Here is an 18,273-nt window from a genome sequence, read left to right as displayed (position 1 = left end):
TTCTCATGAATCCCTGAGTGCGTCCACTGGCTTCATCTGCGCCGCTCGACGTGCGGGTAGATAACCAGCCACCAAGCCAACCAAAATGGATACACAAAGTGCAATGCTTATGCCTCCAATGCCCGGAAACAAAGGAAAGCCGGTAAAGAAATTCAATACAAACCCAATAAGTAAGCCGACAGCTAAACCAATGAAGCCGCCAATTAGGCAAATGAACACTGACTCGGCGATAAACTGAATCATGATATGGCGTCGATGAGCACCAATAGCGGCACGAATGCCGATCTCCCTTGTTCGTTCAGCGACAGCCGTACTCATAATGCCTGCTACGCCTATGGCACCAACGATCAAGGCACTAGACGCCGCAATAATGCCGATAACGGTGACGCCCCCAAGAATGTTGTCTGTCGTTGCTATGTAGGAGGCGAGGGTGCTGCTTTCGTATTCAAAAACACCTTGGTAGCGTCTCGATAGCACGCCTTTTAGTTGGCCTGTCGCGGCTTCAGCAGTTTCCACCGATTCGGCTTCAGCTTGCAGGTAGCTAATATCGCTATTTCCGTTGAGGGCTTGAACTAAGGGGTAGCCTACTAAAATGCGATTATTCACGTCTCCACCCGAAGAGCCGATACTGGTGAGCAAGTCGCGGCTTTTCGAGCGCAAAACACCAATCACCTTATATTCTCGACCTGATATTCGAAGCGAACGTCCTAAGGGATTAGAGATACCAGGGAATAAATTGGACGATACGGTTTCGCCAATCATAGCGACGGGTCGACGGTTTTGAACTTCTACATCCCTTAAGCTTCTTCCTGCGCGTAACTGGTCATTGTTGATGGTTAAGAAGTCTGAATTGACACCTGTGACTTGCGCATTACTGTAACGATTTCCTGCTTGGACGATAGGTTGTTGACCATTAGGTGTCACGATGGGCTGATGAGACTAACGGAAGGACAGCAATCACCTTGAAGCGCGATCAAGTCATTATTCGTGATGCCTGTGCCCGCACGCGTTCGTTTGTGAGGATCTTTACTGCTGTAAGCGCGAAATACCCAAACGGACTTGAGACCGAAGGTCTCTAGTTCCTTCATGACGAAGGCTCTGCCTCCAATACTGACTGTATCCACCGTCATGACGGCCGCAATACCCACAGCAATACCAATCATGCTCAGCAGCGATCTTCCCCAATTTTCAAGCATGGCAAGCCGCGCTTCTCTAAATAGATCAAGTAAAACGCGCCATCCCTTCATATCACAATTCTACCGTCCTGCATGTGAACGACTCTGTCTGCCGTCTTGGCTAGGTGTGCATCATGGGTGACCATAACTATGGTATTGCCTTCGGTGTGCAGCTCTTTAAAAAGCGACATCACCTGTTTTCCCGTGCTGCTGTCTAGCGCTCCGGTCGGTTCATCTGCGATCAGTAGTTTAGGTTTGTTGACCAGTGCGCGTGCAATCGCCACACGTTGTTGTTGACCACCAGATAACTGGTTGGGCAAATGCGTTGCACGATCTGCCAGTCCGACGCGCTCAAGTGCCGCTAAAGCAAGGGCATGTCGCTGAGAAGGTGGGGTGCTTTGATACACCAAAGGAAGCATGACGTTTGCTAAAGCATCTCGCCGGGAGAGCAAATTGAATGATTGGAATACTGTGCCAATTAATGACGAACGGAGCGTTGCAAGCCCATCATCGTTGGCGAGATGCACGGCCGTTCCATCCAAAAAATAGCGGCCTTTATCCGCATTGTCCAAGCAGCCAATAATGTTAAGCAGGGTACTCTTTCCAGAGCCAGAGGCACCCATTATGGCAACAAATTCTCCCTGTTCTATCTTTAGGTCAACGCCTTGAATAATGGGGAGCGAGTTATCACCGCGTACGTAGGACTTGTGCAAGGATTCAATTTTGATCATCTTCAACCATCAACCTTGCTGTGCGCCCATTTTCTAGGTGATCGTGGTCAAACAGCGCAACCCATTGACCTTCTTGAACACCGCTTTGTATTTCTACATGTGTGTCCGTTTCTAATCCTGATTCGACAGGCTGTAAGCGAATAGTCCCTTCTTCAACAAGAGCGACTTCAAAGGTGCCGGGCTCACGTTCACGTAAAGCACTGTAAGGTAGGCTAAGAACATTTCCTCGTTCTTCGATGACAATTTCAATATCGAGTTGCTGCCCTAAGAGTAGCGGGGGGGCTTCTGAACCTAATCCCATACGAACGGGAAACGTATTTAAATATCGCTCTGATGTGCGTTCGATAGCGGGGCCAATCCAATGAATGTGGGTTTGCCAAACTTGGTTGGGAAAGGACTCAGAGCTTAGCTTAACCAACTGACCAAGGTGAATTCTTCCACTATCGACGGCATCCAAATTGGCTTCGATTTCCCATCCTTCAATCGCGACGAGTTGGAAAAGCTCTGTTCCGGCTTCTACCCATTGTCCTGATTCTGTCGACTTGTCGATGATTACGGCATCAAAGGGGGCATCTAGCTTCTGCCAATCTTGTTCAAGCGCACTCATTTGGGCATCGGCTTTAGCGATAGCAACGGCGGCTTGGGCGGTTTCTAGTTCATATTGCGCTTGGTCTAGTGCTTCGACTGAGACCAGCTTTCTGCCAGAAAGCTCTGATAGTCTGTCATAGCGTTGTTGCTGTTCTTTTAAGCGTACCACCTCTTGCTGGACAACGGCTTGAGCTCGTTGGAGCCTCGCGATAGAGGCGCGGTTATCCATAGATGCTAAGGTGTCATCTTTATTTACTCGATCACCGCGCGCCACATAGACCTCTTCAACACGACCATTCACGAGTGCTGTCAAAGACACGGTACGGTCATTAATGACCTCTCCGGTGACTCGCACAATATAGGCCATATCGTTTCGGACGACTTGAACGCCGGATACATCAAGAGGGGACTGGGGATAGAAAAAGTAACCTGCAACCAACGCAGAAACGAAGATGAGGACAGCGAATGTGGTTTTAACATAGCCTCTCATGGACTGCTTACCAGACTGCTTTAACTTCATAAGAGGTGCGTCCAATTTCCTTTCCCTAATGCTTCACAAACGATAAAGCGGTTGATTGTTTTCTGTTTCGGTAAATGTTGCTCTCATAGACGAAGCTTTCATCCAGCTAACCCTCTTCGCTGGGCGTTTCCGTTACGCGCGTAGCGTTACGGAAGCTATCGTTCTCGAGGTAAACAACGCGATCAACCGCATCAAAAAGCCGATCATCATGGCTGACAATCACTACAATCTTGGATTGCTTTTGAGCCTGAATAATATTGATCAACCGCTTCACCGCTTCACTGTCCAAATTATTGGTTGGCTCATCCATCAACAAAATGGGTGTATCCCGCAATATGGCACGTGCCAGACCTAGCTTTTGTATTTGGCCGCCAGAAAGCTCTGAACGCGCATCTTTTATAATGTGGTCAATGCCTTGATCGAGGTGCTCGACCCATTTGCCTAGACCGACGTGATGCAGTGCCTTTAGGATTTTATCTTGGTCAACGTCCATCCCAAACGTCACGTTGTTGCGAATGGAGTCAGAAATAATGTGGATTTTCTGGGGGACCATCGAAATCGACTGAGAGCGATTTGGTAGACCGTTTAGGTCGGTGGCATCGAGCTTTATATGCCCTGACAGAGGCTGAAGTTCCCCACTTAGAATTGTCAGTAGTGTCGACTTGCCTGCACCGTTGCCACCATTAATCAAATGGGCTCGGCCTTTGTTGAAGGTTAAGTCTAGGTTGGAGAACAACGGTGAGTTTTCATGATAAGAGAAACTCATGTCCGCTAAAATCATTGCTTCAAAAGAGGGTGATTGCTCGGAGTGTCGCTCTGCATTAACAGAGGAATCATGTTCAGACCTAATCAGACTTAAATCGCACAATTCCTTCACGCGCATTAGGGCGGTTAATTCATTGGGGATGCTTGAGGCGAACTCGATGATTCTGATCAACGAGGGAACCATTAAATTCAGCGTTGCGGTATAGGTGATGATGAGGCCTATAGTGAGCTGCTCCTCAATGACCATGGCACCGCCAAGGTACCAAATAATGACCATGGCGAGCATGGGAATGCCCATAATAATCATGCTCACTTTGGTGTCGTATAACTCTCTGATGAAACGTTTGTGTTCCAAACTTTCAACGGCTTTGCGACTATGGCTCAAAAAGAAATCTTCAGCTTCATAGATTTTTATCTCGCGTCTGACTCTATGGTTTCATGTATGACTGTCATCTTTCTGGCTGATGCATCCGTTTCTTCTTTAGATGATGACCACAGCGCACTGTCGAATTTCATATATACCATGACGGCCGAAGGCAGGAGCACCAGCAGTATTGCGCTTAATTGCCAGTTCATGAAAAAGACGATGATTAGTAAGACCACAGACAATACGAAATGGTGAACAGTGCCAGATAGCCCGTAGGGCATAATGACTTCAAACTGGTCTATGTCTCTTGTCACCCGAGACAGTAGGTCACCGTTACTGACGTTTAGTCTCTGGTTATAATTCATCCCCAGAATGCTCTTTATCACGTCCTGATTAAAATCAATCATGATCTCTCTGCGCACCTTGAGGCGAAACCATGCGTTGATATAACTCAGTATCAAGTAACCGCTATACAGAGTCGCGAGCAAAAATACAGTTTTGAGCAATAGACTTGAATCACCACTCGGTAAGATTTGGTCGATGATATGACCAGAAAGGTAGGGTAGAGGTGCCTGAAAAGCTGTTAAAAATAGTGCTAAAATTACAAAAGACAATGATTGACATTTTCTTTTTTGGTAGATGATTTTGTATAAGTAAGAAAATTGGTTCACAGTCTTGTCTGAGTATTATGAAAACTATTCTCTAGTTAAGTTTTAAAGGTGATTAATACTTATTCCTACACTCATCTCATCAATAAATGGGGATAGTCAGATATCCCCATTTAGCAGTCAAAATACCAAGTTATAGCGTAAATCTTTAAATGGTATTATGTGACTAGTTTAGAGATGTAGAACTTGCTGTAAAAATACTAAGGCGTACAGCAAGGGCCTGGGCCTGGGCCCGGACCTGGATCAGGCTTGCTAGGCTTTTTCTTTGTGGCCAGTACTGGTCCCTTTTTAGCAGTAAACTTAAGTTTCTTCATTTTCCTTCCCTTGTGTTAATTAAATTAATGATTAACGAAGTCAATATATGCATTTAGTTTTATTGTAAAAAACAAATGCGACCCTATTGTTGTAAAGGTTTATTCGAAAGTCAAATTCACCAAAATAGGTGGGGTTTTTGTTTGTATTTTAATCGTTTAAATAATGAGAATATTCGTTGTTTATAAGTCATCAAAGTCTCTTTTTCTCATTATTTTATCAGCGGATTGCTATTGGTTTACAATTAATTCCTAATTTGCTTTAATTAGTTATTCATTTGTTATTATGAAATTTGGCTTAAATGGCTGGCGAAAATATTGATTGTTCAGAAGAACATGATTTGCAGTTTTTTTGGTAAAGCATTGATAAAAAACATCTAATTTAAAAAATGCGAGTTTTAACCTTCGATTGTAAGCGATGGCATAGGGCGAAATAGTCTATTTATGGTGATCAGCACTTTCGAGCTTGGTTCCACCTGTTGTGTTAGGTAGCGCCCTGATGGTTTGATGATGAATATAAGTGGTGGAATCGAAAAAGCCGACACAAAGTCGGCTTTTCCATTGGTACTCGAGAAAGCGTTCGCCTAGTCGATAGAGACGTCACCTTCGAGATCTTTCAAGATCATTTTTTGAATGTCGATACCCATCGTCATAACGATGAGGCTCCAGTTCAAAAATGGCAGCGATCCATTCTTAATACCGTGCGCAAAGTTAGATGCATTCCAATTGAAAACCGTCGAAAGCTTCTCAGTCGTTAATGAATCGTAGTTTTCATTATCAATCAGGTTACTGAACTGCTCTTGAGTAGGACAAAGGAACTTGTCGTTCGGTCTAAAAGCGGTTGGCTTGAAGTAAGACAACACCTTTCTCACATTCACTTCAATAACGTCACCGTTACTTTGAATGTTTGGCTTACCAACCAGCGCACACAAAAAACACCAGCATGGGTATGGAATGGAGGAAAGATTGTCTGGCTCGTTTTTATAGCGCGCAGTCCATACATTGATATTCTTTGGCTGCAATCCTGTTACTTTGGCCAATTGAACGGCATCGTAGCCGTTATCTTTCAGTAAGTTAATGATTGCGGCAACTTCTGAAACTAGGGGTTTAGCCCAGTTTTCATAAGGTACGAGTGTGTTGTCTCTTATCATGATTGCGTGAAATCTTATCTGTAAACAAACAGTAGGTTTGCTTCATTGTACGTTGACCGGAATCATACGTGCCTTGCCTTATAAGTCCAGACTTATCGGCAAGTGTGTAAACCTTCCAGCGCAACCTTGCGGCTGCGCTGGTGGCACTCATCAATCGTTCAAGTATCGACTGATCAAATGTTGCTTAAAGTACTCAGGGTTGAGCGGTTCACCCGTTGCTTGTATCACTAATTCCTCAGTTGACAGCGTAGAGCCTTTAGACCAGATATTTTCCTCAAGCCACGCACTGATTGGCTTCATGTCAAGATTGCGAATGCAGGCATCAACATCAACGTCTTTACGCATGGCATGCATAAACTGCGCGGCATACATGGCTCCCAGTGTATAACTAGGAAAGTAGCCGAAGGAGCCGTCGGTCCAGTGAATATCCTGCATACAACCGTTGGTGAAGTTACCTTCAGTGCTCAATCCCAAGTAAGCTTGCATCTTCTGGTTCCAGAGTGCGGGAATGTCATCTACTTCAATTGTGCCTTCAATCAGACCCCGCTCAATTTCGTAGCGAAGAATGATGTGCGCAGGGTAGGTGACTTCGTCTGCATCAACACGGATGTATCCAGGCTGAACGCGCTTATACAGTGCGTTCATGTTGTCGAGTGAGAAGGCTGAATCATCCTGTCTGCCAAATTCTTCTGCCGCCATGCTCGCGACATGAGCAACGAATTCTGGCGATCGAGCAATCTGCATTTCAAAAAAAAGGCTCTGGCTTTCATGAATACCCATTGAGCGCGCTTCTGCAGATGGCAGACCAGCCAATGCTTTCGGCAGACCTTGTTCGTATCGAGCATGACCCGTTTCGTGAATCACGCCCATGATGGCGGAGGTGAAATCTTCTTCGTCATAACGCGTTGTGATACGAACGTCTTCTGGTACGCCTCCACAGAAAGGGTGGACGCTGACGTCCAGTCGACCATGGTTAAAATCGAAATCTAGGATCTCCATGAATTTTCTGCCCAAGCTTGCCTGTAGCTCGGTTGAAAATGGGCCTTGTGGCTGTTGAATAGCATGACTTTTTTGTTTCTCGATGATCTGCTGGGTGAGTTCTGGCAGCCAAGATTTAAGGTCATTGAATAGCGCATCAAGCTTTTCGGTCGTCATGCCGGGCTCGTACAAATCCAGCATGGCGTTGTAAGGGGAGAGTCCTGTATTTTGTGCGCGTTTATCTGCTTCTATTCGGGCAAGTTCGACCACTTTTTTGAGGTTTGGTGCGAATCCTTCCCAGTCATTTTCTTTACGCTGTGCGCGCCACTGGTGCTCGCATTTGGAGCCTGCTTGCGATTTCGCTTCGACAAGGTCTGACGGCAGCACGGTTGCATGCGCCCAATGGCGTTTAATTTCTCTTAGCGACACTTTCTGTTCGTCGCTCAACGCTTCTATTTGCGCTTCTGCCGAACGAATCCATTCACCCACTTCTGGTGCGGTTAAGGTCTCATGGCAAAGTACCGCTAGATCGCTCATCGCGTTGGCGCGGGCTTCATTTCCGCCGTCTGGCATCATAGCGGCTTGATCCCAGCCACAAATTGCTGCGAGATGCTGGTAGCTAGCCAATCGTTTGAACTGTTTTTCGAGCTTTAGGTAGGCGTCCACGTAAAAATCCTTTACAAACAGCGACGAGAAAATGTCGCAGATAGGTGATAATTATATTTTACTTGTTAATAAGTCTATCAGCAGAGTTGAAGGTGGAAAAGCTATCGCTTTCATAGGGTTCGCCTGTTGACAGTAGCATGTGAATTGAGAATAGTTCTATGAGAAGCAGTAATTCCAAAGGGCAGTATGTACATATTTGGCTATGGCAGTTTAATCAATGAAGACTCTCGTCAATTGACGGGAGACACAGGCAAAGCGATCCCTGCAACGGTCTCTGGGCTTGAGCGTCATTGGGGTAAAACGGGGTCGCCCGTCATGTCTCATTTAGTGGTGAGAGAAGGGACTGGCCAGTGTAATGGTGTCCTTATTCACGTGGATGATGACTTGCTTGAGGTTTTTGATATTCGTGAAGCAGGATATCAGCGCATTCGGCTAGATTCGGAGCGAATCAAGACACTAGACCAAACCATTCAGCTTGATGGTCCAGTGTTTGTGTACGTCACAGATGAAGTTGTATCGCCTTGTTATGTGCAGCCAATTGCCCAGAGCTATGTTGATACCGTGCTTGCCGGTTGCCTTCGTTACTCTGCAGAGTTTGCTCAGTCTTTTATTCAAAACACGCATGGTTGGGACTATCCGCGGATGAATGACAGGGCACAACCCGTGTATCAGCGAGTAGCGGGTGTGAGGGATGAAGACAGGCTGACAATTGATCAACTGCTTCATGATAAGCCGCCATGCATTGATTAATGCAATTGACTAAACAAAAAAGCCACGCGATTGCGTGGCTTCTTTAATTTTGGTTTGTGTATCCGATTACTCTTCGTACACGAACTCAGGAGAGTCGATTTCAACGCGACGGTTTTTCGCGCGACCATCTTCTGTGTCATTGGATGCGATAGGATCTTTCTCACCCATGCCAACAACACTCAGGCGATCTGCACTTACGCCGTTACTGGTGAAGTAGTCAGCAACAGATTGTGCGCGCTCTTCAGACAGTTTTTGGTTAAACGCTTCTGAACCTACGCTGTCAGTGTGACCGATGATGATCGCGGTCGACTGAGGGAAGTCTTGAAGACGCTTCAGCATTGGCTCTAGGTGCGTAGCTGCACCCGCTGAAAGAGATGCTTTACCGAATGCAAACAGCTCAACTTCATCAGCTTCTGAGAAAACGTAACGTTTTGGCTCAACAACTTCTTCAACAACGACCACTTCTTCTACAACCACATACTCAGGCTCTGAGTGACGGCCGAAATGGAACGTCAGACCTGCTGAGATGAAGTGATTGTCTGCATCGATATAGCCTTCGTCCATTTTAGGAATGTATTGGTATTCCAAGCGAACGTTAACCAAATCATTTGCACGGTGATCAAGACCCAAAGCCGTCAGCAGAGAGATATCGTCTTCGCTGCCACGGTTGCTGTCGAAGTCCCACCATGCCACACCGATTTTACCGTAGATGTCGGTAGCGTCAGTCAGGCCGAAGTTTAGTTTTGGTGCCAGCGTGAAAGCGGTCAGATCACCACTGCGTTGCTCGCCGACAGAGTTATAGTAAGTCTCGAAGTGACCGAGGTAGTCGTAGGTTGATTCGATAGAAAAACCGTTTGCGAAGTCATAACCTGCAATCAGGCCGCCACCGACTTCTTGGTCATCACAACTGCCTGCTTCACAAGCATCTTCGAGAGTTGAGGAACCTACGCGAGCACCCAGATAAAAGTTCGCATCATCTTGGGCATAAGCGAAAGGCGAGAGTGCCATCATAATTGCCAGGCTAGTCACTGCTTTTTTCATTTTTACTTTCTCCATTCCTTCTAGAGAGGGTTTTGAACAAATGACTTATTGAGTTGGCCGCAAGTCACTGTTCAAAAGTTTGCTGATCGCAAATCTTCTCAATCATCAACGATGTGATGATTTAATAACCTAGGCTAGGGATGGCTACCTTGCAATACAAGGGCGAGCATGGAAATTCAGGCTTTTTTAATACAACACTGTTCAAAAAAGCGTGATTTTGGGTAGGAGCTTGAAATGCAAGTAAATGGAATTGGATAGGGTATGAAAAGCAGTGCAGATGCGGAAAAATAAAAAAGCGCCTATGCAAGGCGCTTTACTTCTCTTGCCCCAGATACGGGACGGCTGACGGAAATTTGCTTCCCTTTTTTCATGCCTTTTTCATAATCGTCAGTGATGGCTTTCATTGCTTCCTTCAATTGTTGCTTGAAGGTCTCACGGTCGATATTTTTGAACTGGCTGTCGATGTAGTCTTTGATCTTTTTATCTGACTCATCGCTTGGCGCAATCAACGGCAGTTTTGCCAATGCGCCTTCAAGCCAACCCATGGTGAATGAAGAAACACGACGCGTAAGTTCCATCTGGGACGTTCCCGTACCTTGGAAGCTGTTTCGGAATTGACCGATGTGCTCGTTCATTTCACGGTACACAATATCAAAGGCAAACGCGGCGAAGATGGCGCGGTCTGCATCACCGATAAATTCGGCTTTCTTCAGGCCTTTGTGATTGGTCAATACACACTCAACACCAAAGCGGGTGTTGATGCCGCGAATGATCTTCAGGATAGAATCGCTGATTGACGAAGGCAGAAGTGTTTCTGAGGTGGTTTTCCCCATACTGATGAAGTCGATATCGTCTTGATCAAGTCCATACTTCTTCATCAAACGTTGAGCCATTTTAATAGCTTGGGCTGCTTCGTTGATGTTCGATGAGTTGCTCAGTTCAAGACACTTAGCAATTTTCTTAAGAGCTTTGCGTTTCGCTTCAGACATTCAGTTCACCACTAAAAAACGGGAGCAGTATTTTACATTCAACTGGCCGATTTACCAAACGCACATGCGAAATTTAAAGGGCTGTAGCAAAAAATAGACGAATACAGCAATGAACTTTTTGGGATTCTAGTAACACGGTGAAAGATATACGGTAATCCTGCGGTCTCTATTCTCGACAACCAAAAGGATGATTGCGACCATGGCACTAATAGCAAAAAAAGAAATAACAAACTCTACGATGGCAATGCTTGCGCTGTTGTTTTTTGCTGCTAACTCAGTGCTTTGTCGCATGGCTCTGGCGGAAACCGATATTGATCCTGCTTCGTTTACCAGTATTCGATTGGCGTCTGGTGCCGTGATGTTATTTGTGTTGGCGTGGATTGATTGCTGGCGACGCGGCGATGACGATGACGGCTGCAAGCTCATTCATCGTCCCACAGAGCACTGGATTGCAGCCGCAATGCTGTTCCTTTATGCCGCGAGTTTCTCATTTGCGTACATGTACCTCGATACTGGTGTTGGTGCATTGGTGCTGTTTGCGTTTGTTCAGCTCACCATGTTTGCTTACAGCCACCACAAAGAAGGTGGTGCTACGGGGCTAGAATACATCGGTGCGTTGACGGCGATATGTGGTCTCGGCTACCTGGTTTCTCCGGGTATGCACGCGCCAGATATGTGGGGCGCGTTTCTGATGGCCATTTCGGGCATTGCTTGGGGGGCTTACAGTGTTTTAGGGAAAGAGATCAAACTCCCTCAGCTAAAAGCAAATTGCATCAATTTCCGCTTGAGCTTGTTCTTTGTCGCGCCATTTTTCCTGCTCAACATCCCGATGAACACATTGTCGAAAGAGGGCGTGTGGTTGGCCATTGCGTCGGGTGCTATCGCATCAGGTGTGGGCTATGCCATTTGGTATTGGGTGGTGAAGCAATTTAAAGCAACGCAAGCGGGTGTGATGCAACTTACCGTGCCTTTATTTGCGGCATACGGTGGTTACTTGTTCCTTGATGAGGCATTGACCATGCGTATGGCCATTGCGGCAACCGTTATCTTGGCCGGTATCGCGGTCACTTTCCTTGCAAAAAATCGTAAGCAATCAACGGCCACACAATAACGACGCCTTACCACGAGGAGAATGACGCTGCGTTTTCTGAGAGCATCAATTTCGTTGGTATCAAAATGACGCGTTGCGGTAACGGTTCTCCTTCCAGCAAAGTACGAGCAACGCTCACGGCTTCTCGGCTCATTTTATCGGGAAATTGAGTTGCAGTTCCTAGCCATGGTTTACGCCTATTCAGTAAAGCACCGCGCGCTTCAGGACTCCCATCTACCGACATGATTTTAGTATTGGCTCCTGCTTGAGAGATCGCTTGTTCTGCACCTAAAGCCGTGCGGTCATTGATTGCGAAGATCCCGTCGATAGGGCCAAACGCTTGAAGGGCATAAGCCATGCTTTCCAAACCGCCTTCGACGCTTGCGGTTCCATCTAGGCTTTTGTCGAGAAGGGTGATCTCTGGAAATGCGGATAGAGAATGGGTGCATCCATCAACACGCTCAATCACCGACGATACTTGCGGCCCATTGATGATGAGTACATTACCTTTCCCTTTTAAGGCTTCTGCTAACCCAAGACAAGCAATTGCGCCCGCTTGACGATTGTCCGTGGTGACAGTTGCTGTTGCGTTTTTTGCTCTCACATCAATGGCAATGACGGGGACGCCTGAATGCGTGATAGATGCCACGGCAGGACCAATTTCTTGCTCATCAGAAGCGACAAGGAAAATGACATCGACACCTTCTGCCGCAAACTCTTCAAGATGTCTGATCTGGCGCGGGATGTCGTAGGCACTGGAACGGACTAAGAGTGTACTTTCAGGGCCAAAGATGTGGTGCATCTCATCGCGAATACTGCGAACCATAGTAATGAAATAGGGATTGGTAAGGTCAGATACACTAACACCTGCCCGCACGCTAGCGAGGGCAGGTGGTATTGTGAATAAAAATAGCAATACGGCAATAAGTGCCCGAATCATCGTTAAATTAGTTGTCCTCTTTGCTTCCAGATGTCCCCGGTTCCATCGCTCCGGTCATGATCGCGACAGCATCAGACATAGTGTGGGTGGAAGGTGTAATGATGTCCACTCGCTTGCCTAAACGATGAATGTGCACGCGGTCTGCCACTTCAAATACATGGGGCATATTGTGGCTAATCAATACCACAGGCAGCCCTTTGTTTTTCACTTCAATGATGAGATCGAGTACGCGTCGCGACTCTTTTACACCAAGGGCAGCGGTCGGTTCATCCATGATGACCACTTGAGTACCAAATAATGCAGATCGCGCAACGGCAACGCCTTGTCGCTGGCCGCCTGAGAGGGTTTCAACAGCTTGCGTGATGTCTTGAATGGTCATCAAACCCAGCTCAGTGAGTTTCTCTTTGGCTTTCTCACGCATCGCTTTTTTATCCAGCATACGAAGCCATTTTCCTCGCCAATCGTTGCAGCGGATTTCCCTTCCCAAAAATAGGTTGTCTGCAATATTCAGGGCGGGAGCAACAGCAAGGTTTTGATACACGGTTTCAATACCAGCTTCGCGTGCTTGCATCGGGTTTGAAAACTTCACGCGTTTTCCATCAAGGGTAATCTCGCCAGCATCTGGAATTAAGGCTCCGGAAAGGGCTTTGATTAAGCTGGATTTCCCCGCGCCATTGTCGCCAATTACCGCAAGCACTTCACCGGGCATTAAATCGAAGTCAGCACCGTCTAATGCCGTAACACGACCGTAGCGTTTGACGAGACCTCTCGCTTGTAGAACAGGTGTTTTTTCGGTCATGACGCGACTCTCCGAATCCATTGGTCAATACTCACGGCCACAATGATGAGCACACCGACAGTGAACTCTTGCCAAAGCACGTCGACGCCAAGCAGGGCTAGGCCATTTCTAAACACACCAACGATGAGAGCGCCAATCAAGGTGCCGAATATTGAGCCACGTCCACCAAACAAGCTTGTGCCGCCAATTACTACCGCGGTGATAGAGTCGAGGTTAGCGGTGTAACCCGCCTGTGGGCTGACAGAGCCAATTCGTCCAATCAACACCCAAGCAGCGAGGGCACAGATAACACCAGCAATGACATACACGGAAAGCAACACGCGTTTGGTGCGTATACCAGCAAGACGCGCCGCATCTGGGTCATCGCCCGTCGCGTAAACGTGTCTTCCCCACGCGGTCCAATTCAGTGCATACCAAATGATGACAAAGAGCAGCAGCATGAATATCGAGCTATAGGCAATGCGACCACCAAACACTTCGATGGTGTTGCCGAGCCATTGCAGAAGAGGAGCCTGTTGGTCGATCACTTGGGAGCGAATGGTTTGGCTATTTGAATACCACAAGTTGAGTGCGAAAAAGATGTTCCAGGTACCCAGTGTAGCGATGAAAGGTGGAAGCTTGATCCTTGAGACCAATAAACCGTTTATCAAACCTGCAAGGGCACCAACAGCCATACCACCAAGGAAAGCGATCGTGGGCGGAAATCCATAATCAATCGCAAAGCGCCCCATGACGACAGAGGTCAGAACCATGATGGCACCGACGGATAGATCAATGCCGGCGGTCAAAATGATCAATGTCTGGGCGATGCCGATAACACCGATGATGGTGACCTGTTGTAAGACAAGAGACAGATTAAATGGATGGAAGAATCTATCGCCAACAAGGTAGAAAAGACCACAACAGCCATCACCAACACGAGGAAGGGAGCAGCAGTCGGGTGGTTATGCAAATAGAGTTGGATACGTTGTCCAACTGAAAACGAATAGCCTTTGATCTCGTCGCCAGCGAGTCGGTTCTTATCAGGCTCTGAGGCTTAGAAGGTGACGACATTAAGTGCTCCTGCAAACGCCGTTATAACTGAAAGGTTTGATAGAGGAGGGCGAACCCTCCCCTCAAGGTATTGGGTTTAACCCCAGCACTTAGACTTGGCTTCTTTGGAGTCGGTAGAGCTAACACCTGATACTGGTTCGTCAGTAATCAGCTCAACGCCTGTGTCGTAAAAGGCTTTGCCCGGTGTTGCACCTGGCTTAACGCCAGATTTGGCGTATTCAACAACTGCAGCAACGCCCAGTGATGCCATACGCAGTGGGAATTGCATGGACGTTGCACCAATCACACCAGCCCCTACGTTATCCACGCCAGGACAACCGCCATCAACAGACACAATGATGACATCATCCTCTCTGCCTACGGCTTTCAGAGCTTCATACGCGCCTGCTGCCGCGGGTTCGTTGATGGTGTAGACGAGATTGATAGTCGGATCTTTTTGAAGCAGGTTTTCCATGGCTCTGCGGCCGCCTTCTTCAGAGCCTTGGGTAACATCGTTACCGACAATGCGAGGATCATCTTCATCTCGATTGATGTCTGGATTACCTGTATCAATGCCAAAACCCGTCAAAAAGCCCTGATCGCGCGCGACATCAACTGTTACATTTGCTGTGCTTAAATCCAACAGGGCAATCTTGGCGTTTTTCGCATCGTCACCCATTTTGGCTTTCGCCCACTCACCAATCAGTTCGCCGGCTTTAAAATTGTCAGTAGCAAACGTGGCGTCGGCGACATTGGCAGGAGAGAACGGCGTATCCAGCGCGATGACCAATACACCTGCATCTCGAGCGCGTTTCACGGCCGGAGCAAGGGCCTCAGGATCGCTCGGTGTGATGAGAATACCAGTTGCACCCGCTGCAACCAGATTTTCAATCGCCTGAACTTGTGAATCTGTATCCCCGTCAAATCGGCCTGCAAACGAACTCAGCTTCGCACCCATGGCATCAGCTTGCTGCTGCGCACCTTCTTTCATTTTTACAAAGAAAGGGTTGGTGTTGGTTTTAGTGATAAGGCCAATCAGCACTTCTTCTGCGGAAGCCTGTGCAAGAGGTAGGGCGGCAATCATCGCGGCCAAAAGGGATTTCTTTACAAGGTTTTTCATACCAGCTCTCCTTGAGGTGTCGGTAACAAAACCGTGGCAGACATTTGCGAATGGAAGGTTTCAACTGACGAGATTTTCCATTCACAATTGAAACAATCGCGCTATCTCTTTGAGTTTTGGTCTGAAAGAATTTTTAACAGTTGATGATGAATAATGGGTTTTGTGATCAATACCCAGTCAGGTTCAAAGCCATAATGCGCAATAAGGTCAGATTTGGGCAATCCTGACATGAGGAGAATGGGCAATGTTGGGTGGGACACCATGAGTGCTTTTTTCAAGTCTGTGCCTGTCATGCCATCACCTAAGTTGATGTCGCTGATAACGACGTCAGGTGTGACGCTGTCACAATATTTGATGGCATCTTCCGCCGTTTTAACGTCGTTCACTTTGATATTATGGAGCTTCATCAAGTCGATAAGCGGGCTTGCGACATTTTCATCATCTTCTACCAACAGTACAGTCATACCCGCCAAACTTGCGATATCTTCGCCTGAGGCACTGTCTGAGCGAGAAGTATTTGGGCTGTCACTATCAGCAATTGGCATGATGAGGGTGAACTGTGTTCCTTTGTTGAGCTTGGATTGCACGTCAATATGTCCTTGAGACTGCTCAACAAAACCATACACCATGCTCAAGCCCAGCCCACTGCCTTGACCTTTATCTTTTGTGGTAAAGAAGGGTTCCATCACTTTGCTCAAAAGATGCTCAGGAATGCCAACTCCCGTGTCACTGACATCAATGACTACGCCTGCTTTACCCGAATCAATCAAGGTACAGGAATGTGTTGAGATCTTCACGGTGCCCCCTTCAGGCATGGCCGCATTGGCATTAATCAAAAGGTTCATCAGCGCGCTTTCTAAACCGCTCTTGTCGACAAAAATTGTATGGTTCTTTTTGTCCAAATCCATTGAAAGCAGGCTTGCTCCTTCTAGCGTGTAGTCGAGAAGATCTTGAAGCTCCAGCAGGGTGTCTTCGAGGTCCACCGCCTCAGGGTGCAGTGGTTTGCGACGGCTAAACGCCAATAGGCGTTCAATCAATTGGCTGCCTTTTTCTGTCACGGTCAGTGCGCGATTAAGATAGACGCGGTTTTGGTCAGAGAGCGGTGCGCTCAATGACAACAATTCCAGATTTCCGCTTAAGGCCGATAACAGGTTATTGAAGTCATGGGCAATGCCGCCTGTAAGCTGTCCCAGCGTTTCCATTTTTTGCGCATGTCGAAGCTGTAAATCGAGCTGTCGTTTCTCCGTGAGATCGCGATAAAGCGTGATAAATCCGCCTGAAGGAATGGGCTGGCTGCGATATTCAACGATTCTGCCATCAATGAATTGGCGTTCGAAGCTAAGAGGCTTGGATTGGCGCTCAATGGCAAGCGTTGGATCCTCGGTAGTGCTGAGGGTTTTCGGCAAGAGAGCTTGAACGGAGGTGATGGGCATACCGACATAGAGTTTTGATTCATCAATCCCTAGAAGAGCGGCATAGCTGCTGTTCCACGCGAGAAGCTTGGTATTGGCATCGTAGGCGCTTAACCCATCCTGCATTTCATTAAACAGGGTTTCGAGCAGCGTCTTTTGACGATAAAGGGCTTGAGTGGCGTGGACTTTATCAATCGCGTTTCGTTGAAATGCACTGAATGCGTTTGCGAGCTGGCCTATTTCATCCTGTCTGTTTAATTTGACTGGGGTGATGGCGGTGTCACCTTTTGCGAGATTCAGCATCTCATCGGTGACGGCTTCAAGGTCGGTCGCCATCTTGTTGTTAAAAAGAAAGAGATAGAAAACGCCGGCCATGAGTGAAATCAATATGCCCGCCATCACTAACGTAGCGTGCGTAATGGCTTGCTTGGCGAGTGTTTGTTGCAGGCTTACTGATTCGCGATGGTCACTGACTATGGTGTTTACGTATTCGGCCATGCGGTCTGATTGCGCACGAATAGATGCAAGCAAGAAGGCGTTTTCATTTCGAAGTTCATTCACATGTGTTAGTCCGCGGCTCAACGAGGCAAACACTGGCATCACCATGTGCCGCTCATGTGTGGTGTCTGAGCGTTCGACGAAAAGGGTGGAGACGTTATCAATCCAGCCTTGAGAAATGTAGGTTGGGTTTTGCGAATAGGCGGCAATAAAGGCGCGTCCAAAACGATAGCGCTGTAACGGTTCAAGATTAAATTGCTGCGCCAGCAAGTCCTCGCGGATATATAGCTCGCGTTCTACGTTGCCCATCAGTTGTGCCAGCAATTCCGATACCTTATCCACGCGCTGTGATAATTCAGCTGCGTAGCGCGGGTCTGAAAGCTCTGCGGCATGTTCAACCAATGTGTCTATGCGAGCGGTTAACTTTGCTTTTTCTTTTTGGACTTGAAAAGGGCGTGCGGAGGTGGCGATATAGGGCGCAACAGCGGCAATTTGGGCGACGTTTTCTGACAATATCAGCGAGGTTTGTGTGTCGGCCAAGGTAGAGGTTGTCACGTCTTCCAGAAGGTGCTGGTTTTGCCACAGTGTATAGAGCGAGATGGCTGCCATTAGCGATGTCAGCAACAAAAGTGCCGATAGCGTCATCATCAGCCGAGGGCGAATGCTCTGTGTGTGCATACCG

The 18,273-nt window shown here is 47.4% G+C and carries 17 protein-coding genes; 2 read left to right on the top strand and 15 right to left on the bottom strand.

Annotated elements, in window-relative coordinates:
* Positions 1-3: 3 nt before the first annotated feature.
* The 8 genes from ATN88_RS19175 to ATN88_RS19150 all read right to left on the bottom strand — a co-directional run bounded on the left by ATN88_RS19175 (position 4) and on the right by ATN88_RS19150 (position 7,920).
* On the bottom strand, positions 4-924 hold the full coding sequence (locus tag ATN88_RS19175; protein WP_232313408.1) for an ABC transporter permease: 921 nt from the start codon (positions 922-924) through the stop codon (positions 4-6).
* The gene (locus tag ATN88_RS27720; protein ID WP_232313407.1) at positions 921-1,247 is read right to left on the bottom strand and encodes a hypothetical protein; all 327 of its coding nucleotides are present in this window, start codon (positions 1,245-1,247) and stop codon (positions 921-923) included. The genes ATN88_RS19175 and ATN88_RS27720 overlap by 4 nt, the downstream gene beginning before the upstream one ends.
* Positions 1,244-1,906 (bottom strand): ABC transporter ATP-binding protein, encoded by a 663-nt coding sequence (locus tag ATN88_RS19170; protein ID WP_067419258.1) that lies wholly within the window; start codon positions 1,904-1,906, stop codon positions 1,244-1,246. Before ATN88_RS19170 ends, ATN88_RS27720 begins: the two co-directional genes overlap by 4 nt.
* A complete protein-coding gene (locus tag ATN88_RS19165; RefSeq protein WP_232313406.1) occupies positions 1,893-3,029 on the bottom strand; it encodes an efflux RND transporter periplasmic adaptor subunit in 1,137 nt (378 codons plus the stop codon). Before ATN88_RS19165 ends, ATN88_RS19170 begins: the two co-directional genes overlap by 14 nt.
* 91 nt (positions 3,030-3,120) lie before the next feature.
* Complete coding sequence (locus ATN88_RS28410; RefSeq protein ID WP_269748202.1) at positions 3,121-4,164, bottom strand: ATP-binding cassette domain-containing protein; 1,044 nt, start codon at positions 4,162-4,164, stop codon at positions 3,121-3,123.
* 26 nt (positions 4,165-4,190) lie between these two features.
* Positions 4,191-4,817, bottom strand: a complete 627-nt coding sequence (locus ATN88_RS27710) for an ABC transporter transmembrane domain-containing protein (RefSeq protein ID WP_269748201.1) — start codon at positions 4,815-4,817, stop codon at positions 4,191-4,193.
* A gap of 892 nt (positions 4,818-5,709) precedes the next feature.
* Positions 5,710-6,276: a hypothetical protein gene (locus ATN88_RS19155; protein WP_067419256.1), complete on the bottom strand. Its 567-nt coding sequence runs from the start codon at positions 6,274-6,276 to the stop codon at positions 5,710-5,712.
* 150 nt (positions 6,277-6,426) lie between these two features.
* Positions 6,427-7,920 (bottom strand): carboxypeptidase M32, encoded by a 1,494-nt coding sequence (locus tag ATN88_RS19150; protein ID WP_067419255.1) that lies wholly within the window; start codon positions 7,918-7,920, stop codon positions 6,427-6,429.
* A gap of 186 nt (positions 7,921-8,106) precedes the next feature.
* On the opposite strand from ATN88_RS19150, the gene ATN88_RS19145 reads away from it, so the two are divergent.
* A complete protein-coding gene (locus ATN88_RS19145; RefSeq protein WP_067419254.1) occupies positions 8,107-8,670 on the top strand; it encodes a gamma-glutamylcyclotransferase family protein in 564 nt (187 codons plus the stop codon).
* Positions 8,671-8,736: 66 nt separating this feature from the next.
* On the opposite strand, the gene ATN88_RS19140 is transcribed toward ATN88_RS19145, so the two are convergent.
* Both ATN88_RS19140 and ATN88_RS19135 read right to left on the bottom strand, forming a co-directional pair.
* Complete coding sequence (locus ATN88_RS19140; protein ID WP_067419253.1) at positions 8,737-9,711, bottom strand: OmpA family protein; 975 nt, start codon at positions 9,709-9,711, stop codon at positions 8,737-8,739.
* Positions 9,712-10,010: 299 nt separating this feature from the next.
* Complete coding sequence (locus tag ATN88_RS19135; RefSeq protein WP_067419252.1) at positions 10,011-10,700, bottom strand: DUF2786 domain-containing protein; 690 nt, start codon at positions 10,698-10,700, stop codon at positions 10,011-10,013.
* 199 nt (positions 10,701-10,899) lie between these two features.
* Here ATN88_RS19135 and ATN88_RS19130 point away from each other — a divergent pair, with 199 nt between their 5' ends.
* Positions 10,900-11,811, top strand: coding sequence for a DMT family transporter (locus ATN88_RS19130; RefSeq protein WP_067419251.1), 912 nt, complete (start codon positions 10,900-10,902; stop codon positions 11,809-11,811).
* A gap of 7 nt (positions 11,812-11,818) precedes the next feature.
* Here ATN88_RS19130 and ATN88_RS19125 read toward each other — a convergent pair whose 3' ends face one another.
* From ATN88_RS19125 to ATN88_RS19105, 5 genes are all read right to left on the bottom strand, one after another.
* Positions 11,819-12,730 (bottom strand): substrate-binding domain-containing protein, encoded by a 912-nt coding sequence (locus ATN88_RS19125; protein ID WP_232313405.1) that lies wholly within the window; start codon positions 12,728-12,730, stop codon positions 11,819-11,821.
* A 7-nt stretch (positions 12,731-12,737) separates the two neighbouring features.
* Entirely contained in the window at positions 12,738-13,529 is a 792-nt protein-coding gene (locus ATN88_RS19120) for an ATP-binding cassette domain-containing protein (protein WP_067419250.1), read from the bottom strand.
* Entirely contained in the window at positions 13,526-14,338 is an 813-nt protein-coding gene (locus ATN88_RS19115) for an ABC transporter permease (protein WP_232313426.1), read from the bottom strand. Before ATN88_RS19115 ends, ATN88_RS19120 begins: the two co-directional genes overlap by 4 nt.
* Before the next feature lie 320 nt (positions 14,339-14,658).
* Positions 14,659-15,681, bottom strand: coding sequence for a sugar ABC transporter substrate-binding protein (locus tag ATN88_RS19110; RefSeq protein WP_067419249.1), 1,023 nt, complete (start codon positions 15,679-15,681; stop codon positions 14,659-14,661).
* 101 nt (positions 15,682-15,782) lie between these two features.
* Complete coding sequence (locus ATN88_RS19105) at positions 15,783-18,269, bottom strand: hybrid sensor histidine kinase/response regulator (RefSeq protein ID WP_067419248.1); 2,487 nt, start codon at positions 18,267-18,269, stop codon at positions 15,783-15,785.
* Between the last annotated feature and the right edge of the window lie 4 nt (positions 18,270-18,273).

It is taken from the genome of Enterovibrio coralii, from assembly GCF_001559595.1.
GTDB lineage: Bacteria > Pseudomonadota > Gammaproteobacteria > Enterobacterales > Vibrionaceae > Enterovibrio > Enterovibrio coralii.
This window is presented reverse-complemented; position numbering and strand designations above follow the sequence as displayed.

Coding starts and splice junctions, on each gene's coding strand:
- ATN88_RS27720 (WP_232313407.1), bottom strand. CDS start 1,247: ATGAAGGGATGGCGCGTTTTACTTGATCTATTTAGAGAAGCGCGGCTT.
- ATN88_RS19170 (WP_067419258.1), bottom strand. CDS start 1,906: ATGATCAAAATTGAATCCTTGCACAAGTCCTACGTACGCGGTGATAAC.
- ATN88_RS19155 (WP_067419256.1), bottom strand. CDS start 6,276: ATGATAAGAGACAACACACTCGTACCTTATGAAAACTGGGCTAAACCC.
- ATN88_RS19145 (WP_067419254.1), top strand. CDS start 8,107: ATGTACATATTTGGCTATGGCAGTTTAATCAATGAAGACTCTCGTCAA.
- ATN88_RS19140 (WP_067419253.1), bottom strand. CDS start 9,711: ATGAAAAAAGCAGTGACTAGCCTGGCAATTATGATGGCACTCTCGCCT.
- ATN88_RS19135 (WP_067419252.1), bottom strand. CDS start 10,700: ATGTCTGAAGCGAAACGCAAAGCTCTTAAGAAAATTGCTAAGTGTCTT.
- ATN88_RS19130 (WP_067419251.1), top strand. CDS start 10,900: ATGGCACTAATAGCAAAAAAAGAAATAACAAACTCTACGATGGCAATG.
- ATN88_RS19125 (WP_232313405.1), bottom strand. CDS start 12,730: ATGATTCGGGCACTTATTGCCGTATTGCTATTTTTATTCACAATACCA.
- ATN88_RS19120 (WP_067419250.1), bottom strand. CDS start 13,529: ATGACCGAAAAAACACCTGTTCTACAAGCGAGAGGTCTCGTCAAACGC.
- ATN88_RS19110 (WP_067419249.1), bottom strand. CDS start 15,681: ATGAAAAACCTTGTAAAGAAATCCCTTTTGGCCGCGATGATTGCCGCC.
- ATN88_RS19105 (WP_067419248.1), bottom strand. CDS start 18,269: ATGCACACACAGAGCATTCGCCCTCGGCTGATGATGACGCTATCGGCA.